Annotated in this window: 16 protein-coding genes and 1 riboswitch; of the genes, 8 read left to right on the forward strand and 8 right to left on the reverse strand. The window is 70.7% G+C overall.

Going from position 1 to position 16,749, the window contains the following annotated elements; genetic code table 11:
• The 3 genes from ACSDQ9_RS04120 (at position 1) to ACSDQ9_RS04130 (ending at position 4,259) form a co-directional block, all read left to right on the forward strand.
• Positions 1-2,031 (forward strand): bifunctional aldolase/short-chain dehydrogenase, encoded by a 2,031-nt coding sequence (locus tag ACSDQ9_RS04120; protein WP_435143990.1) that lies wholly within the window; start codon positions 1-3, stop codon positions 2,029-2,031.
• Positions 2,028-3,533 (forward strand): rhamnulokinase, encoded by a 1,506-nt coding sequence (locus ACSDQ9_RS04125; protein WP_435143991.1) that lies wholly within the window; start codon positions 2,028-2,030, stop codon positions 3,531-3,533. The genes ACSDQ9_RS04120 and ACSDQ9_RS04125 overlap by 4 nt, the downstream gene beginning before the upstream one ends.
• A 114-nt stretch (positions 3,534-3,647) precedes the next feature.
• Entirely contained in the window at positions 3,648-4,259 is a 612-nt protein-coding gene (locus ACSDQ9_RS04130; RefSeq protein ID WP_435143994.1) for a histidine phosphatase family protein, read from the forward strand.
• 59 nt (positions 4,260-4,318) lie between these two features.
• Here ACSDQ9_RS04130 and ACSDQ9_RS04135 read toward each other — a convergent pair whose 3' ends face one another.
• From ACSDQ9_RS04135 to ACSDQ9_RS04150, 4 genes are all read right to left on the reverse strand, one after another.
• Positions 4,319-4,753 carry a VOC family protein gene (locus ACSDQ9_RS04135; protein ID WP_435143997.1) on the reverse strand — a complete coding sequence of 145 codons (435 nt, stop codon included), beginning with the start codon at positions 4,751-4,753 and terminating at the stop codon, positions 4,319-4,321.
• A 65-nt stretch (positions 4,754-4,818) separates the two neighbouring features.
• Positions 4,819-5,211 carry a helix-turn-helix transcriptional regulator gene (locus tag ACSDQ9_RS04140; RefSeq protein ID WP_435143999.1) on the reverse strand — a complete coding sequence of 131 codons (393 nt, stop codon included), beginning with the start codon at positions 5,209-5,211 and terminating at the stop codon, positions 4,819-4,821.
• Positions 5,212-5,267: 56 nt separating this feature from the next.
• The gene (locus tag ACSDQ9_RS04145; RefSeq protein ID WP_435144001.1) at positions 5,268-5,903 is read right to left on the reverse strand and encodes a CE1759 family FMN reductase; all 636 of its coding nucleotides are present in this window, start codon (positions 5,901-5,903) and stop codon (positions 5,268-5,270) included.
• Positions 5,903-7,099: an LLM class flavin-dependent oxidoreductase gene (locus ACSDQ9_RS04150; protein ID WP_435144002.1), complete on the reverse strand. Its 1,197-nt coding sequence runs from the start codon at positions 7,097-7,099 to the stop codon at positions 5,903-5,905. The genes ACSDQ9_RS04145 and ACSDQ9_RS04150 overlap by 1 nt, the downstream gene beginning before the upstream one ends.
• A 160-nt stretch (positions 7,100-7,259) precedes the next feature.
• On the opposite strand from ACSDQ9_RS04150, the gene ACSDQ9_RS04155 reads away from it, so the two are divergent.
• The 3 genes from ACSDQ9_RS04155 to ACSDQ9_RS04165 all read left to right on the forward strand — a co-directional run bounded on the left by ACSDQ9_RS04155 (position 7,260) and on the right by ACSDQ9_RS04165 (position 11,441).
• Positions 7,260-8,411, forward strand: coding sequence for a sensor histidine kinase (locus ACSDQ9_RS04155; RefSeq protein ID WP_435144005.1), 1,152 nt, complete (start codon positions 7,260-7,262; stop codon positions 8,409-8,411).
• An 81-nt stretch (positions 8,412-8,492) separates the two neighbouring features.
• Positions 8,493-9,083, forward strand: a complete 591-nt coding sequence (locus ACSDQ9_RS04160; RefSeq protein WP_435144009.1) for an NADPH-dependent FMN reductase — start codon at positions 8,493-8,495, stop codon at positions 9,081-9,083.
• 276 nt (positions 9,084-9,359) lie between these two features.
• Positions 9,360-11,441 carry an MMPL family transporter gene (locus tag ACSDQ9_RS04165; protein ID WP_435144012.1) on the forward strand — a complete coding sequence of 694 codons (2,082 nt, stop codon included), beginning with the start codon at positions 9,360-9,362 and terminating at the stop codon, positions 11,439-11,441.
• Here the strand turns inward: ACSDQ9_RS04165 and ACSDQ9_RS04170 are convergent.
• Positions 11,401-13,407 carry a vWA domain-containing protein gene (locus ACSDQ9_RS04170; protein ID WP_435144015.1) on the reverse strand — a complete coding sequence of 669 codons (2,007 nt, stop codon included), beginning with the start codon at positions 13,405-13,407 and terminating at the stop codon, positions 11,401-11,403. The two genes, ACSDQ9_RS04165 and ACSDQ9_RS04170, sit on opposite strands and share 41 nt — an antisense overlap.
• Positions 13,408-13,501: 94 nt before the next feature.
• Between ACSDQ9_RS04170 and ACSDQ9_RS04175 the strand changes: the two genes are divergently transcribed.
• Complete coding sequence (locus ACSDQ9_RS04175; protein WP_435144017.1) at positions 13,502-14,131, forward strand: response regulator transcription factor; 630 nt, start codon at positions 13,502-13,504, stop codon at positions 14,129-14,131.
• A 126-nt stretch (positions 14,132-14,257) separates the two neighbouring features.
• On the opposite strand, the gene ACSDQ9_RS04180 is transcribed toward ACSDQ9_RS04175, so the two are convergent.
• The 3 genes from ACSDQ9_RS04180 to ACSDQ9_RS04190 form a co-directional block, all read right to left on the reverse strand.
• Positions 14,258-14,572: a DMT family transporter gene (locus tag ACSDQ9_RS04180; RefSeq protein WP_435144019.1), complete on the reverse strand. Its 315-nt coding sequence runs from the start codon at positions 14,570-14,572 to the stop codon at positions 14,258-14,260.
• A gap of 27 nt (positions 14,573-14,599) precedes the next feature.
• A riboswitch (guanidine-III (ykkC-III) riboswitch) is annotated at positions 14,600-14,659 on the reverse strand.
• 54 nt (positions 14,660-14,713) lie between these two features.
• A complete protein-coding gene (ddaH, locus tag ACSDQ9_RS04185) occupies positions 14,714-15,550 on the reverse strand; it encodes a dimethylargininase (protein ID WP_435144022.1) in 837 nt (278 codons plus the stop codon).
• Between the two features lie 124 nt (positions 15,551-15,674).
• Positions 15,675-16,358 carry a DNA alkylation repair protein gene (locus ACSDQ9_RS04190; protein ID WP_435144024.1) on the reverse strand — a complete coding sequence of 228 codons (684 nt, stop codon included), beginning with the start codon at positions 16,356-16,358 and terminating at the stop codon, positions 15,675-15,677.
• A gap of 165 nt (positions 16,359-16,523) precedes the next feature.
• Between ACSDQ9_RS04190 and ACSDQ9_RS04195 the strand changes: the two genes are divergently transcribed.
• On the forward strand, positions 16,524-16,697 hold the full coding sequence (locus tag ACSDQ9_RS04195; RefSeq protein ID WP_435144027.1) for a CsbD family protein: 174 nt from the start codon (positions 16,524-16,526) through the stop codon (positions 16,695-16,697).
• Positions 16,698-16,749: the final 52 nt, after the last annotated feature.

The raw sequence follows: 16,749 nt of genomic DNA on the forward strand, positions 1-16,749 counted from the left end.
ATGACCACCATCGACGACCTGATCGCCCGCTCCCACCGGCTGGGCGCCGACCCCACCACCACCAACTTCGCCGGCGGCAACACCTCGGCGAAGGGCACCGCCACCGACCCCGTGACCGCCGACGACGTCGACCTGCTCTGGGTGAAGGGCTCCGGCGGCGACCTCGGCACGCTCACCGAGAACGGGCTGGCCGTGCTGCGCCTCGACCGGGTGCGCGCCCTGGCCGACGTCTACCCGGGCGTCGACCGTGAGGACGAGATGGTTGCCGCCTTCGACCACTGCCTGTTCGGCAAGGGCGGGGCCGCCCCCTCGATCGACACCGCCATGCACGCCCTGGTCGACGCCCCCCACGTCGACCACCTGCACCCCGATGCCGGCATCGCCATCGCCACGGCCGCCGACGGCGAACGCCTGACGCGTGAGATCTTCGGCGACGAGGTGGTCTGGGTGCCGTGGCGTCGTCCGGGGTTCCAACTCGGGCTCGACATCGCCGCCATCCGCCGCGACCACCCGGCCGCCATCGGCTGCATCCTCGGCGGGCACGGCATCACCGCCTGGGGCGACACCTCGGACGAGTGCGAGGCCCGCTCCCGCCGGATCATCTCGGCGGCCGCCGCCCACATCGCGGCCCACGGCAATCCCGAACCGTTCGGCGTCGTCAGGCCGGGTTTTGAGGCGTTGGACGAGCCCGAGCGCCGCGCCCGCGCCGCCGCCCTGGCCCCCGTGATCCGTGGGCTGGCGAGCACCGATCGTCCGATGGTGGGCCACGTCACCGACAGCGAGGTGGTGCTCGACTTCCTGGCGCGTGACCAGAGCCCCCGCCTGGCCGAGCTGGGCACGAGCTGCCCCGACCACTTCCTGCGCACCAAGGTCAAGCCGCTGCTGCTCGACCTGCCCGCCACCGCCTCCCTCGACGGCCAGGTCGCCCGGCTGCGCCAGTTGCACGAGCGTTACCGCGCCGACTACGCCGCCTACTACGAGGCGCACGCGTCGTCCGATTCGCCGGCCATGCGGGGTGCCGACCCGTTGGTGGTGCTCGTGCCGGGCGTCGGCATGTTCAGCTACGGCCAGAACAAGCAGACCGCGCGGGTCGCCGGCGAGTTCTACGTGAACGCGATCAACGTGATGCGGGGCGCCGAGGCGCTGTCGACGTACACGCCCATCAGCGACGCCGAGAAGTTCCGCATCGAGTACTGGGCGCTCGAAGAGGCGAAACTGCGTCGGATGCCCGAGCCGAAGTCGCACGCCACCCGGATCGCGCTGGTGACCGGTGCGGCGTCCGGCATCGGGAAGGCGACCGCTGCCAGGCTGGCCGCCGACGGGGCATGCGTGGTGATCGCCGATCTCGACCTCGACCGCGCGCAGCAGGGTGCGGCCGAACTGGGATCGACCGACGTGGCCGTCGGGGTGCGGTGCGATGTCACCGACCCCGAGCAGGTGCGGGCGGCCGTCGACGAGGCCGTGCTGGCCTTCGGCGGGCTCGACCTGGTGGTCAACAACGCCGGACTGTCGCTGTCGAAGCCGCTGCTCGAGACCACCGTGGACGACTGGGACCTGCAGCACGACGTGATGGCGCGGGGCTCGTTCCTGGTGGCGCAGGCGGCGGCGCGGGTGCTGATCGACCAGCGAATGGGCGGCGACATCGTCTACATCGCCTCGAAGAACGCCCTGTTCGCGGGCCCGAACAACATCGCCTACTCGGCGACCAAGGCCGACCAGGCCCATCAGGTGCGTCTGCTGGCGGTCGAACTCGGCGAGCACGGGGTGCGGGTCAACGGCATCAACCCCGACGGGGTGGTGCGGGGCTCGGGCATCTTCGCCTCGGGGTGGGGCGCGAATCGGGCGGCCACCTACGGGGTGCCGGAGTCGGAGCTGGGCGCCTTCTATGCCCAGCGGACGATCCTCAAGCGCGAGGTGCTGCCCGAGCACGTGGCCAATGCCGTCGCCGTTCTCACCGGACCCGACCTCTCGCACACCACGGGGCTACACGTGCCGGTCGATGCCGGGGTGGCTGCGGCCTTCCTGCGATGAGTGGGTCCGCCTGGAGAGGGTCCGGCAGGCGTGGCCGATTCGCCGCCGTCGACCTGGGCGCCTCCAGCGGGCGGGTGGTCGTCGGCGGGCTGACGACGTCGGACGAGGGCCCGGTGCTCGCGATCGAGGTGGTGTCGAGGTTCACCCACGACGCGGTGCGCCGGCCGGCGGACGAGGGTGGGCGCCTCACCTGGGACCTGCCGGGGCTGTTCGAGAGCGTTCTGGACGGCCTTCGTCGGGCCGTCCCCGCGGGCTCTGAAGCCCCGGTGGCCTCGATCGGGATCGACTCCTGGGCGGTGGACTTTGGACTGGTGGGCGGGGGTGGCCCCGGCGGGTTGCTGGCGCCGGTCGTGCACTACCGCGACGAGGGCCACCAACGAGGGGTCGAGCGGGTGCATGCCGTGGTGGGGCCCGAGGAGTTGTACGCCCGCAACGGGCTGCAGCACCTGCCATTCACGACCCTCTTCCAACTGGCCGCGCTCGCGTCGGCCACGGGAGACGCGGGCGTGCTGCAGCGGGCTGATCAGCTGCTGCTGGTGCCCGACCTGCTGGCCTCGTGGTTGTGCGGGGCTCGGGTGGCCGAGCGCACCAACGCCTCGACCACCGGCCTGCTCGACCCGCGCACGGGGGAGTGGAACCTCGACCTGGTCGCCCGCCTCGGGTTGCCCCCACGCCTGCTGCCGCCGTTGGTCGATCCCGGCACCCCACTGGGAGCCGTGCTGCCCGACGTCGCGCGGCGGCTCGGTTACTCGTCCGAGGTGGTCGCGGTGGCCAGTCACGACACCGCCAGCGCCGTGGTGGCGGTGCCGGCCGCTGGCGAGCGGTTCGCCTACATCAGCTGCGGCACGTGGGGGCTGGTCGGGCTCGAGCTGGCAGCGCCGGTGATCACTGAACAGGCCCGGGTGGCGGGGTTCACCAACGAGCGTGGGGTGGGCGGCACCACCCGTTTTCTGCACAACGTGATGGGGCTGTGGGTGCTCAACGAGTGCGTGCGGGCGTGGCAGGAAACGGGGCCGGTCGATCTGCCGGCGCTGCTGGCCGAGGCCTCCCGGCGTCCGGTGCCCGCGGGCCTGGTCGACGTCGATGACCCGCGATTCCTGGCACCCAACGACGGCGGTCACGGGTCCATGCCCGAGCGGATCGCGGACTGGTGTCGGGAGCACACGGTGGCGGTTCCCGACGACCGGGCCGGCTGGGTGCGGCTGGTGGTGGAGTCGCTGGCCGAGGCCTTCGCGCGTGCGGTGCGGGCGGCGGCCGACCTCGCCGATCGCCAGGTCGACGGGGTGCACCTGGTGGGTGGCGGTGCCCAGAACGAGTTGCTCTGCCGGCGCACGGCGGCGCGATTGGGGGTGCCCGTGGTGGCCGGACCCGTGGAGGCCACCGCGATCGGCAACCTGCTGGTGCAGGCCCGGGCGGCCGGGCTGGTGGGGGAGTCGGCCGACGACCTGCGCGCCGTGGTGAGGCGCAGCGTGTCGACCGTGACCCACCTTCCCGGCCGATGACGCCGGCGTGACGTGTGGGAAATGAGCGTCTGAAACGGGGTTCGCGTCTCGCTTGGGACGTGAACCCCGGTTCGGGTGCGCATCGTGCACACATTGCTTGAGAGAATCACACCTATGAACGAGCCGGGGGTGAACCAGCCGGGGGCAAGCACCGATGCGCGGGCGCACCGGCGCATCCACCTGCTGCGGCACGGTCAGTCGACCTGGAACGCCCAAGGGCTGATGCAGGGGCAGACCCCGCACCCCCCGCTCACCGAACTCGGGCGCGAGCAGGCCGTCGCCGCGGCGGTCGAGCTGGCCGGGCTGCTCACTCGGGCGTCAACGCTGGTGTCGTCCGACCAGGTGCGGGCCCGCCAGACCGCGGACATTCTCGCTGGCGGACTGCGCGAGCTCGTCGGTGACGTGCACACCGATCTGCGCCTGCGCGACCAGTTCGTCGGCGACTGGCAGGGCACACCCGTCGCCGACCTGCCCACCCTGCTGGCGCCCCGCGGGCTGCACGTCTCGGAGTTGCGTCACGGTGGCGGTGAGTCGACCGCCGACGTCTTCGGACGAGCCACCCGCTTCCTGGCCGACTGGCGCCATCGCGGCGCGGGCGATCTGGTGGTGGTGACCCACGGGGTGGTGGTGCGGTGCCTGCTGACGGTGATCGACGGGGGCAGCGCCCGTGACGTGCCGGGGCCGGGGATCGGCAACGGGACGATCCTCACCCGCGACCTCACCTGAGGCCGACCAGACCCCTTCGCCGACGACGGGCTCGCGCAGGGCCGCGGGGAGGCACACCGTCAGGCCTGCTCGGCCAGGGTCTGGTTGAACCGCACCATGTTGCCCGCCGGATCGCGGAAGGCGCAGTCGCGCACCCCGTAGAACTGGTCCTCGGGCTCCTGCAGCACCTCGGCTCCGGCCGCCTTCACCGACGCGAACACCGCGTCGACGTCATCGCAGGAGAACACCAGGGCCGACAGCAGACCCTTGGCGAGCAGGTCAGCCTGGGCGCGCTTGTCGTCGTCCGACATCGGCAGGCCGCCGATGCCGATCTGCTGCACGACGATCTCGAGTTCGGGCTGGGTGGGGGTCGAAAACGTGAGCCAGCGGAAGTCGCCGTTGCTGACGTCCTTGACGACGGCCAGGCCGAGCACGTCGCGGTAGAAGGTCAGGGCCGCCGCCGAGTCGTCGACGTACACGAAGCAGTTGGTCAGGGTGAGGGGTGTGGTTGTCATGGTGACCACGCTACGAGCCATCGGGCGCCGATGGCTTCTCCAAATCTGACCAGTTCCGAATCCAGTCAGCTGCGGCGCGGACGGATCGCGTGCTTCGAGAAGCAGCCCGGAATGCCCGCCCATTCGTCGTGCGACGAGGCCTTGTACTGGCTCGGGGTCATGCCCACGAGTTCGGTGAACCGCGCCGAGAACGACCCCAGCGAGGTGGCTCCGACGGCCAGACACACCTCGGTGACGCTCATCGTGCCGTGCCGCAACAGGGCCTGGGCGCGCTCGACCCGACGGGTCATCAGATAGGAGTGCGGAGTCTCGCCGAACGCCGCCTTGAACTGGCGCTGGAAGTGCCCGACCGACATGAACGCCTCGGCGGCCAGGGCTGGCACGTCGAGGCGTTCGGCGTAGTCGCGGTCGATGCGATCACGGGCTCGCCGCAACCGCACCAGATCGTCGCGTTCCATGCCCACCAGTATGGGGGCGGTCCCGCGTCGCCACTGAGACCGGGACGTGTGAGGGGTCAGCGGGTGACGCGGGCGAGCAACTGCTCGAAGGGGGTGAACCCGGGCACCTCGTCGGGCGCCAGCGGCTCGGTGCTCGCGGCCGGGGCGGCGAGCGTTCGTCCGACGACTCGGGCGGCCAACTCGCCGGCCGCCCGCGCCGCCCGATCGGCCACCTGCGAGCCCGCGGCGTCCCCGAAGTCGCTGGTCGCCGCGAACACGCCCGTGCGCACCGCGTCGGCGCCCAGGTAGGCGAACAGCGGACGAAGGGCATGGTCGATCATCAGCGAATGGCGCTCGGTGCCGCCGGTGGCCGCCAGCAGCACGGGCTTGTCGGCGAGCGCCCCGGCCTCGATGACGTCGAAGAAGCTCTTGAACATGCCGGAGTACGAGGCGGAGAACGTCGGGGTGACGACCACCAGGCCGTCGGCCGAGGTGACCTGGCCGATGGCCTGCTCGAGGGCCTTCGAGGGAAAGCCGGTGAGCATGTGGTCCATCACGGCGTGGGCGTGGGTGCGCACGTCGACGACGGTGATCTCGACCTCGTCGCCGGCGAGCACGAAGGCGTCCTGCACGGCGACCTTGAGTTCGTCGGCCAGCATGGCCGTGGTCGAGGGGTTGCGGAGTCCGGCCTGGACGATGGTGATGCGGCGCATCAGTGGTTGCCCTTCTGGGTGGTCGAGTTCTGGGTGGTGGGGTCGGTGAGGTGGTTGCCGTCCTCGGCGCGGGTTCCGGTCCACTCGTCGCGCTTGACGGAGTCGTCCGCGGTGTCGCGTGGGCCACCGGCGGCCTCGACCAGCGAACGCCTGGTCGGGGCGTCCGGCACGTCGGCCGGCTTGAGGGCGGCGAACTCCTTGCGGAGCACGGGCACGACCTCGGTTCCGAGCAACTCGATCTGCTTGAGCACGGTGGTCAGCGGCAGGCCGGCATGGTCCATGAGGAACAGCTGGCGCTGGTAGTCGCCCACGTATTCACGGAAGCCGAGCACCTTCTCGATCACCTGCTGGGGGCTGCCGACGACCAGGGGGGTCTGCTCGGTGAAGTCCTCCAGCGAGGGGCCGCCGCCATAGACGGGGGCGTGGTCGAAGTAGGGGCGGAACTCCTTGACGGCCTGCTGCGAGGTGGGGGCGATGTAGGCCTGACCACCCAGCCCCACGATCGCCTGGTGCGCCCTGCCGTGCCCGTAGTGCTCGAAGCGTCGACGGTAGAGGTCGACCATCTGGGCGGTGTGGCTGGCGGGCCAGAAGATGTGGTTCGAGAAGAACCCGTCGCCGTAGTAGGCGGCCTGCTCGGCGATCTCAGGGCTGCGGATCGAGCCGTGCCACACGAACGGGGCCACCCCATCCAGCGGGCGAGGCGTCGAGGTGAAGCCGTGCAGCGGCGTGCGGAAGCTGCCCTCCCAGTTCACGACGTCCTCGCGCCACAGGCGGTGGAGCAGGTTGTAGTTCTCGATGGCCAGCTCGATGCCCTTGCGAATGTCCTTGCCGAACCACGGATAGACCGGCCCGGTGTTGCCGCGGCCGAGCATGAGGTCCATGCGGCCGTCCGTCAGGTGCTGCAGGGTGGCGTAGTCCTCGGCGATGCGCACGGGGTCGGTGGTGGTGATCAGCGTGGTGGCCGTCGACAGCACGATGTTCTTGGTCTTCGCCGCCACGAACGCCATGGTGGTGGTGGGCGACGAGGCCACGAACGGCGGGTTGTGGTGCTGGCCGTAGGCCATCACGTCGAGGCCGACCTGATCGGCCATCACGCCGATCTCGACCTGGGCCTTGATGCGCTCGTACTCCGACGGGGTGCGGCCCGTGGTCGGGTCGGTAGTGACGTCGGCGACGCTGAACAGTCCGAACTGCATGATTTCCCCTGTGCTGGTGGGCACCCGTCTGGGTGCCTTGTCATCGCTCTCAACGCCGGGCGCGGCCCGAATCATTCCAACTAGTTGAAGATTCAATCACAGACTCGCGTCGCTCCATCCTCTCCCCGATGACCGTTTCTGGACATCTAGGCTGGGCAGCGTGCAAGCCCGAGCCGTCATCTGGATTCGCTGGGCCCTCCATGCCCTGGTGGTGGGACTGGCGCTCTGGTCGGCGATCGCGCTCCCGGACGACGCCCGGGTCGCCCAAGCCTGGGCCGCGGCCCTGGGGTTGGTCGCCGTCTACGTCGCCGGGGTGGCGCTGCTGCCCGAACTGCGCGACGCGCGCTCCATCGGTGGGCACCGGCGCACCCTGCTGCGGGTGTGGTTCGTGCTGGTGCTGCTCGCCTGGTGCCTGCTGTTGTGGCTCGCGCCGGTCGCCGCCTACATCGCCTTCCCGCTGTTCTTCCTGTCGCTGCACCTGCACGGGGTGGTGCTCGGGCTGGCCACCGTGGCGCTCGAGCTGGTCGCCTCCGTCTTCGGGTTGGCGCACCATCAGGGCGCCCTGACCTGGCCGCTGGTGCTCGGACCCACCCTCGGAGCGGCCGTCGCCGCCGCCACGGTGATCACCTTCGACTCCCTCGTGGCCGAGAGCAACCACCGCCAACGCCTGATCACCGAACTCGAGGCCACCCGGGCCGACCTGGCCTCGGCCCAGCACGATGCCGGCGTGATGGCCGAGCGCGAGCGCCTTGCCGCCGAGATCCACGACACCCTTGCCCAGCAGTTCCAGGGCATCAGCCTGCTGCTGGCCTCGGCCGAACGGTCACTGCCCGCCGACCCCGATCGCGCAGGGGAGTGGGTCACCCAGGCCCGCGAGTCGTCGCTGGCCGGGCTCGCCGAGGCCCGCCAGTTGGTCGCCGCCCTCGTGCCGGCCGACCTCACCCACACCACGCTGCCCGCCGCGCTCGAGCGCCTGGCCGCGCGCACGTCGACCCCCGACCTTCGGGTCACCTTTGTCGACGAGCGCAGCGGACGAGGGCTCTCGTCCGAGGTCGAGGTGGTGTTGCTGCGGGTGGCGCAGTCGGCGCTCGCGAACGTCGTGCACCATGCGGGGGCGGCGCGGTGCACGCTGACGCTGACGGACACGGGGCTGACGGTCACCGATGACGGCCACGGGTTCGACCCCAGCGCACGCCGGCCCGGCTACGGGCTGGACGTGATGCGGCGGCGCCTGGCGACCGTCGGCGGTGAGCTGACCATCGACTCGGACGACACCGGAACCCGGCTCGTCGCGATCGTCGGGAATGATTGAGGCTTCAATCGTGTTGGACGACGTGGAAGACACCACCGGCCACGCCCGAACCCCCGAGGGCGGCCCCCTTGAGAGGAACACATGTCCACCATTTCGGTCGTCATCGGAAGCACCCGCCCGGTTCGCGTCGGCGAGCAGGTCGCCCGCGAGCTGCTGCCCCTGCTGCAGGCCAACACCGAGCACGACGTGCGCATCGTCGATCTGTTGGACCAGCGGCTGCCGCTGGCCGAGGAGACCCTGCCGCCGCGGATGGGTCGCTACGAGCTCGACTCGACCAAGGCCTGGGCCGAGGTCGTCGACGAGTCCGACGCCTTCATCTTCGTCAGCCCCGAGTACAACGGGGGCTACGCGGCCTCGCTGAAGAATGCCCTCGACCTGGTGTTCGCCGAGTGGGGCGACAAGCCCGCCGGCATCGTCGGCTACGGCTGGGGCGGCGCCGGTCGCGCCACCTCGCAGCTGGCCGCCATCGTTCCCAACTACGGCATGCAGCTGGTGGGTGAGCCCGTCGGCATCGCCTTCGGCGACAACGCCCCCGGCGAGAACGGCCTCGTGGCCGACCCCGCCGCCCTGGTGGCCCCCGCCGCCGAGCTGGTGCTGACCCAGCTGCGTGGCATCGAGCGCGAGCTCGCCGAGCAGGCCGCCGTCGCGGACGCCGAGGAGTCGGCCGCCTGAGCGACCTCCTGCTCCCTGGCTGACGGGATCACCCGCCCAAACAACAGAAGAAGACACGGTCCAAAAATGGGCGCCGGATCACTCCGGTGCCCATTTTTCGTGCCCGAACGCGGTCCAGCGTCCATTTGTGGACACGCCGCCCGTCGGCCCCTTCAGGCCCGCCGCCGTGCGAGTGTCAACCAGACGATGGACGCGGCCCCCGCGCCCGGGCTGCCCCGCCGCACCTAGCCTCGAGGCAGGCTCGGAGAATCCGGGCCCTGACGAGGAGGAACGCAGATGGATCGGGTGGCACGCGTGCTGACGGGGAAGGTCAGCGCCTGGCTGGTGCTGATCGCCTACGTGGTGGTCTTCGGGGGTCTGAGTAGTGCCCTCGGGTCACTGTCCACGGCCAGCCGCGACCAGAATCTGCCGGCCGAGGCCCAGTCGGCCATCGCCGCCGCCCAGCTCAAGCAGTTCCCCGGCTCAGACAAGCAGCCCGTGCTGGTGGTCACCACCCGCACCGACGGACAGCCCCTCACGGCCGCCGACCAGCAGTCGATCGCCACCGTCGCCGCCACTCTGACCACTCCCACGGGCGGTGGCTCCACAGGGGGCCGTCCGACGGGGGCCACCGTCAGTGAGGACGGCCGGGCGGCCATCACCATCGTTCCGGTCACCAGTTCCGACGACGACTCCAGCAACAAGCAGGTGGTGGCCGACCTGCGCACCACCATCGCCGACCACCTACCTTCCGGGCTGACCATGCAGGTCACCGGCGGCCCCGCCTTCGGCGCCGACATCGCGGCCAGCTTCGCCGGTGCCGACGTCACCCTGCTGCTGGTCACCGTCGGCATCGTGGCCGTGCTGCTGCTGATCACCTACCGGTCGCCGCTGCTGTGGCTCGTCCCGCTCGCCGTCGTCGGGCTGGCCGATCGCCTCGCCGGCACCCTCACCAACCTGTTGTCGCTGGTGACCGGATGGCACGCCGAGGGCGGCATCGTCAGCGTGCTCGTGTTCGGCGCCGGCACCAACTACGCCCTGTTGATGATCAGCCGTTACCGCGAGGAACTGCACCACCACACCGACCACCGCGAGGCCCTGCGGGTGGCCTGGCGGCGCAGCATTCCGGCCATCCTGGCCAGCAACCTCACCGTCGTCGGCGGCATGCTCACCCTGCTCGTCGCCCTGCTGCCCCAGACTCGGGGGCTCGGCCTCTCGTCCGCCGCAGGCCTGCTGACCGCCCTGGTGGCCGTGCTCGTCGGGCTGCCGGCGGCGCTCGCGATCGTCGGTCGAGGCATCTTCTGGCCGTTCGTGCCCCGCGCCGACGCCAGCGGCGCCGCCGACGACCGCCCCGGTTTCTGGGGACGCGTCGCCCACACCGTCACCGCCCGTCCCGTCGTCTCATTGGTGGCCGGGCTCGCCCTGCTCGGCATCTTCGCCTCGGGCCTCGCCTCGGTGCGCATCGGTCTCGACCAGGCCGACCAGTTCCGGGTCGCGTCGGAGTCGGCCTCGGGCCTGCGCACCGTCGCCGCCCACTTCCCGGCCGGCGAGACCTCGCCGTTGACCGTGGTCGGACGAGCCGATCGCACCGCCCAGCTGCAGCAGGCGATCGCCGACACCCCCGGAGTCGTCCGGGTGGTGCCATCGGGTCAGGACGCCACCCACGGACGCGTCGCCCTCACCGTCACCGGCAGCGCCGAGCCGGGCTCGGACGCCTCGTTGCAGCTCGTCCGCGACCTGCGAGCCGCCACCGCGACCGTCGACGGGGCCGAGGCCGTGGTTGGCGGCCAGACCGCCCAGGATCTCGACCGGCGCGATGCCCAGACCCGCGACTTCTTGCTGATCGCCCCGCTGATCCTGCTGGTCTGCTTCGTCGTGGTCGGGCTCCTCACCCGCTCGCTGCTGGCTCCGCTGCTGCTGCTGACGGTGAATGCCGCCAGTGCCGCGGCCGCCGTGGGCGCCGGCTGGTGGCTGAGCCGGGCGATCCTCGACACCCCCGCCTACGCGATCGAGGTGCCGCTGTTCGCCTTCCTGTTCCTGGTGGCGCTGGGCGTGGACTACACGATCTTCCTGGTCGAACGGATTCGCCACGAGGTCGTCGTCGGCGCCACCACCCGCGAGGCCACCGTGCTGGCGGTTCGCCACACGGGCGCCGTGATCACCTCGGCGGGAGTCGTGCTCGCCGCCGTGTTCGCCGCCCTGGGTGTGCTGCCGCTGGTGGTGATGGGCCAGCTCGGCATCATCGTCTGCCTAGGCGTGCTGGTCGACACCCTGGTGGTGCGCACCGTGATCGTGCCGGCGCTGTTCGCCCTGGTCGGCGAGCGCATCTGGTGGCCGTTCAGGGCCTCCGTCGGGTCCGGTTCGCGAACCACACGCTGAACCCGCCCAGCAGCAGCCCGAACCCAGCCAGACCACCGATCAGCGGCCAGTTCTTGCCACCGCCGGACGAGCTGTCGTCCGGGGTGGTGGACGAGCCGCTCGTCGGCGTGGCGGCCGGGGTCGAGGCCTGGCCCGAGGGGGCGCCGGTCTCGTCCGTGGCCTCGGCGGACGGGGTGGGGGAGGCGCTGCCCTCGGGCGAGCTGGGCTCCTCGTAGGTGGGGGCGCCGGTGGCGGCCTTGCCGATCGCCGACAGCGTCAGCGTGATCGGGATGGCGTTGGCGGGTGAGCCCGGCTCCTTCGAGAGGGTCACGACCACGTAGTAGTCGCCGGCCAGCCCCGCGGCCACCGAGCTCTCGTCGACCGCGTGCCGGTTGTTGTAGCGCACCTCGCGGGTGCCGGCGCCGAGCTGGGTGCCCTTGTACCAGAGCAGGTCGGAGTCGCCGTACGGTGCCTTGTCGAAGCGGGCATTGGCCTCGCCGCCCAGCGGTGCGAGCAGCATCAGCTCCATCTTGTCGGCCGCCCCGGAGCGCCGGTACTGGGGCAGCTCGCCGGTGGTCAGCATCGCCTGCAGCCGCTGACCCCAGCCCACCGGCACCTTCATCACCCGGAACTCACCGGGCACGATGTCGAAGGTCACGGTGCCGGGCTGCACGGTCGGAGCCTTGGTGAGGCTGGTCGAGGTGGCCACCTTGGTCGCCTTGCCGTGCTTGACCGCCGTCCAGGCCAGCTTCTGGTCATCGGGAACGGCCTCGGGCAGCGCGTCGGCGTTGGCGGCTGGCGGCTCCTCGAAGACGTTCAGCTGGAACTTCTGCTTCGACAGGTCGGGTGCGTCGTCGGCGTCGTCGGCCTCGATCGACAGCACCAGCTGCTTGGTCTGGCAGTCGGCGACGGCGTCGGCCCGGCGGCCCGCCGAGGTGGTGCGGCCGGTCATCATGCCGGCGGTTCGTCCGCGGGAGGTCCAGGCGTAGGGGTAGCTCGAGCCGCAGGTGGGGTACTCCTCGTCCTGCGGCACGATCTTCATCACGGTGAACGCGAAGTTCTTGTCGGCCGACAGGGTGGGGGTCATCGTCAGCCCGGCCCAGAACGTCGAGCGGGTCATCGTGCGCTCGAGCCGGTAGTACTTCTTCTGGCCCGGAGCGGGCATGGTGTCAGACCAGGTGGCGGCCGTGATCGCGGGGGCCTTCGCCGGGTCGGCGGAGCCGGTCACCGGGGTGCCCGAGACCTCGAACGGTTCCGAGGCGCGCTTCTTGGCCTGGTTGAGCTGGTCGGTGAGTTCCTTGGTGTCCTTGACGTCGGTGTACTGCCCGCGGCCGACCTTGGCGACACACTGCAACTGCTGCTTGGCCTTGCCGGCCACGTCGAAGCCGACCACGTCGATGCGCACGTCGATGCCCTGGTTGGCGAGCTTCTGGGCGGCCACGCACGGGTCGGTGGTGCACGTCTCCTCACCGTCGGAGATGAGGACGATCGACCGCTGACCGCTGGCGCCCACGTCCTTGCCCGCCTGCTCGAGCGCGTAGCTGATCGGGGTCTCGCCGTAGGGCTTGAAGCCGCCGATGGCCTTCTTGAGGGCGGCCTTGTTGTTCGTGCCGATCGGCACCACCAGCTGCGAGTCGGCGCAGGCATTGCCCGACTTCTTGTCGAAGACCTTCGCGCCGTAGACCCGCAGCCCCACGTTGGCGTCGGCCGCGAGGGTGTCGACCACGGTGGTCATGGCGGTCTTCGCGGCCTCCATGCGGGTCTTGCCGTCGCCGGCCTTCTCGGCCATCGAACCGGAAGAGTCCAGCACCAGCAGCAGCTTGCCGGGGGTCTCGGCGCGGGCTGGGCCGGCGCCCAGCACGGTGGTGCCGATCACGACGAGCATCGACAGCAGCACCGTCACCGACGCGCGCACCAACGTGCCGGGTCGGGCAACTGTTTGTGGTTGTGCAGGGGTGCGGGGTCGGGCAGGGGTGAGCAACGACATGAGCGAGCCTTCCGCGTCTCGAAACGCTCCGAGGCTACTCGTGGCGAGGGTCGGGTGCGGGGGTCGGGGGCGGGGGTCGGCCTAGAGTGGGCGCGTGACCCCGACCGCTCCCGTTCGCGTGCTGCTTGTCGATGACCACCCGGTGGTGCGCCAGGGCCTGACCGCCCTGCTCGAGGGCGAGCCCGACCTCACCGTGGTCAGCCAGGCGGCCACGCTCGACGAGGCCGTCGCCGCCCTCGAGCAGACCGAGCCCGACGTGGTGGTGACCGACCTGCGGTTGGGTGAGTCCTCCGGCGACGGGGTCGATCTGGCCGCCAGAATTGCCGGACGAGTGCCGGTGCTCGTGTTGACCACCTATGACCATGACCGCGACATCGTGCGCGCCGTCGAGGCCGGGGCCGCGGGCTATCTGCTCAAGGACGCCCTGCCCGACGAGATCATCGCGGCGGTGCGGGCGGCCGCCGCCGGGGCCGACGTGTTCTCCGACGACCAGACCCGCCGGGTCACCGCCAGCATGTTGGTGCCGCGACCCGAGTTGTCCGACCGCGAGCAGGCGGTGCTGCGGCTGGTGGCCGCAGGCTCGTCCAATCGTCAGATCGCCAAGCAGCTGTTCGTCACCGAGGCCACCGTGAAGACCCACCTCGTGCGGGCGTTCGCCAAGCTCGGGGCCGACTCGCGCACCGGCGCCGTCGCCCGGGCCCGCAAGCTGGGGCTGCTCGACTGAGGCGCAGCCGTGCGCTCAGGTTGGGCATCACCCCTAGTCAGAAAGCGCTTTCGTGAGTGGTCGTGCTGCACCTCGGCTTCCAGCGGTTCCTGGTGACGGGGCTGACCTCGGGGTCGGTCAAGTAGCTCAGTGGGTGAGCTTGAGGCCCACGATGCAGCCCACCAGGCCGATCAGCAGCAGCAGGCGCACCACACTGACCGGTTCGGCGCCGGTCGCCATCGCCCATCCGACGGTGGTGGCCGCGCCGATGCCGACCCAGATCGCGTAGGCGGTGCCGGTGGGCAGGCTGCGCATGGCCCAACCGAGGCCGAGCATGCTCGCGACCACGGCGACGCCGAAGACGATCGACGGGGTGAGTTTTGACAGTCCTTCGGACTTGCCGAGGGCGGTGGCCCACACGGCCTCCAGCAGTCCGGACAGGACGAGAACGATCCATGCCATCAGGCACTCTCCTTGAAGTTGAGTCGTGATGGCCGTCTTGTCGTCACCGGGTACGGCTCCCTCGTCCGGAGGCTCCACGATCTCACACCGGGGGGCGGGTGGCATCTCGGGGCAACGGCGCAGCTCTCAGCGGCCCAACTATCAGCGACGCAGCTCCAGGGTGCAGCACTTCACGGAACCGCCGCCCTTGAGCAGCTCGGGCAGGTCGACGCCGATCACCGTGTGACCCTGGGCCTCGAGCGCGGCCGTGAACTGCGGCGCGCGGTCGGTGAGGACGATGTGGCTGCCGTCGCCGAACGAGTTGAGGCCGAGCACTCCGGCCTCGTCGGCGCCGACCTCGAGGGCATCGGGGTAGCGGCGGCGGATCTCGTCGCGGCTGGCCTCGTCGAAGGCCTCGGGCAGGTAGGCCACGGAGTTCGCCACCACCGACATGGCGGTGTCGAGGTGGTAGTAGCGGGGGTCGACCAGGCGCAGGCTGACCACCTCGCGGTCGAAGATGGCGCGCAGTTCGTCGTGCGAGCGGGGGTCGGTGCGGAATCCGTGGCCGGCGAGGATCACGTCGCCGACGATCAGGAAGTCACCCTCGCCCTCGTTGGTGCGCCGGGGAGTGCGGCAGTCGAACCCGAGGTCGGCCAGGCGGCGCAGATAGGCCGGGCCCTCCGGCTGGCGCTGCGGGTGGGTGAACGAGGCGCCGTAGGCGATGCCGTCGAGCGTGAACGCACCGTTGGCCGCGTAGACCATGTCGGGCAGCCCGGGGATCGGGTCGATGAACGTCACCTCGAAACCGAGGCCGCGATAGGCCTCGACCAGGCGGGTCCACTCGGCCACGGCCGCGGTCGACGAGGCCCCCTTCGAGGGGTCCATCCACGGGTTGATGGCGTAGCTCACCTCGAAGTGTCGGGGCTCGCACATCAGCACGGAGGTGGGGCGCGGGGGCACGGCCCGAGTGGCGGAGGAGGCCACGGCAGAAGTCGTCATGGGGCCGAGTCTGGCACGAATGTTGGCGGCCATCCAGAGTCAATGCCTAAGAATATTTCGTGAACAGTGCTGTCTGGTGGAACATCTGGCGCCGACGGCGCTGGTCGGCGCAGATCGGCGGCGGTCAGCCCTCCCGGCGACGGACCATCTCGGTGATCCAGATCGGCGCGTAGGGCGAGGTGCAGTTCGGCGGCGTGGGGTAGTCCTTCAGCACCCCGAGCGCGGTACCGATGGCCAGGGCCCGCTCCCGATGCTCGGGGTGGTGAATGCCGATCTCGGCCAGGGTCTGGTTCATGGCCCACTGCAGCCGCTCGGGGGCGGCCACCATCTCGGCCTCGATCTGGTCGAGCAGGCCCACCAGATCGAGGGCCTCGCGGGACGCGTCGGCACCGGCAGATCCACGGACGATGCGCTCGCTGGTCAGAGCCCAGCCGGCCGAGGCGACCGCCGCGTCGGGGTCGTCGAACCACCGCTGACGCAGTTGCTCGGCGTGCGGCCCCTTCTTGACCACGTAGTTCACCAGCCAGTCCTGCACCTTGGGGGTGCGCGCCTCGCGGAGCATGCCGTCGAGTTCGTCGGCGGTGTACAACCGCGGACGACAGATCAGCAGGGCCAGCAGGCGGGCATTGCTCGACCCCGTCGCCCACAGCTCGCGGGTCAGGTCGGGCTGCACCTTCACGCGCTTGGCGATCGTCCGCAGGTCACCGAGCTTCACGGTGTGGTCATCGCCGTGGGCGGCATTGACCGCGGCGGTGCGCTCGTCGGCGAGGGCGTCGAGTTCGGCGAGCAGGGCGGCGGCGTTCTCCATGGAACGAGAGTAGGGGGAGACGAGAGTAGGGGGAGAGGGGGTTCTCACCCCTGAGGCTGGGGCGGACCGACGAGGCGCGCGCTACGGTGGAGGCACAACGCAGTCGCGGCGTCGTCCCCCGACCAACGGACCGAGGGCGGCACCGCACGATCCAGGAGGTAGCCGATGGGTGTCGAAGACAAGCTGGAGAACGCGAAGGACCAGGCGGTCGGCCAGGGCAAGGAAGCCATGGGCAAGATCACCGATGACGAGTCGCTCGAAGCCGAGGGAAAAGTCGACCAGAGCAAGGCCGATCTCAAGCAGGCGGGCGAGAAGGTGAAGGACGCCTTCAACCGCTGATCACCCTCAGCACGAACGAAACGGCGGGTCGCCCCAGATGGGGGCGGCCCGC

The organism is Aestuariimicrobium soli (assembly GCF_051192575.1).
Lineage (GTDB): Bacteria > Actinomycetota > Actinomycetes > Propionibacteriales > Propionibacteriaceae > Aestuariimicrobium > Aestuariimicrobium soli.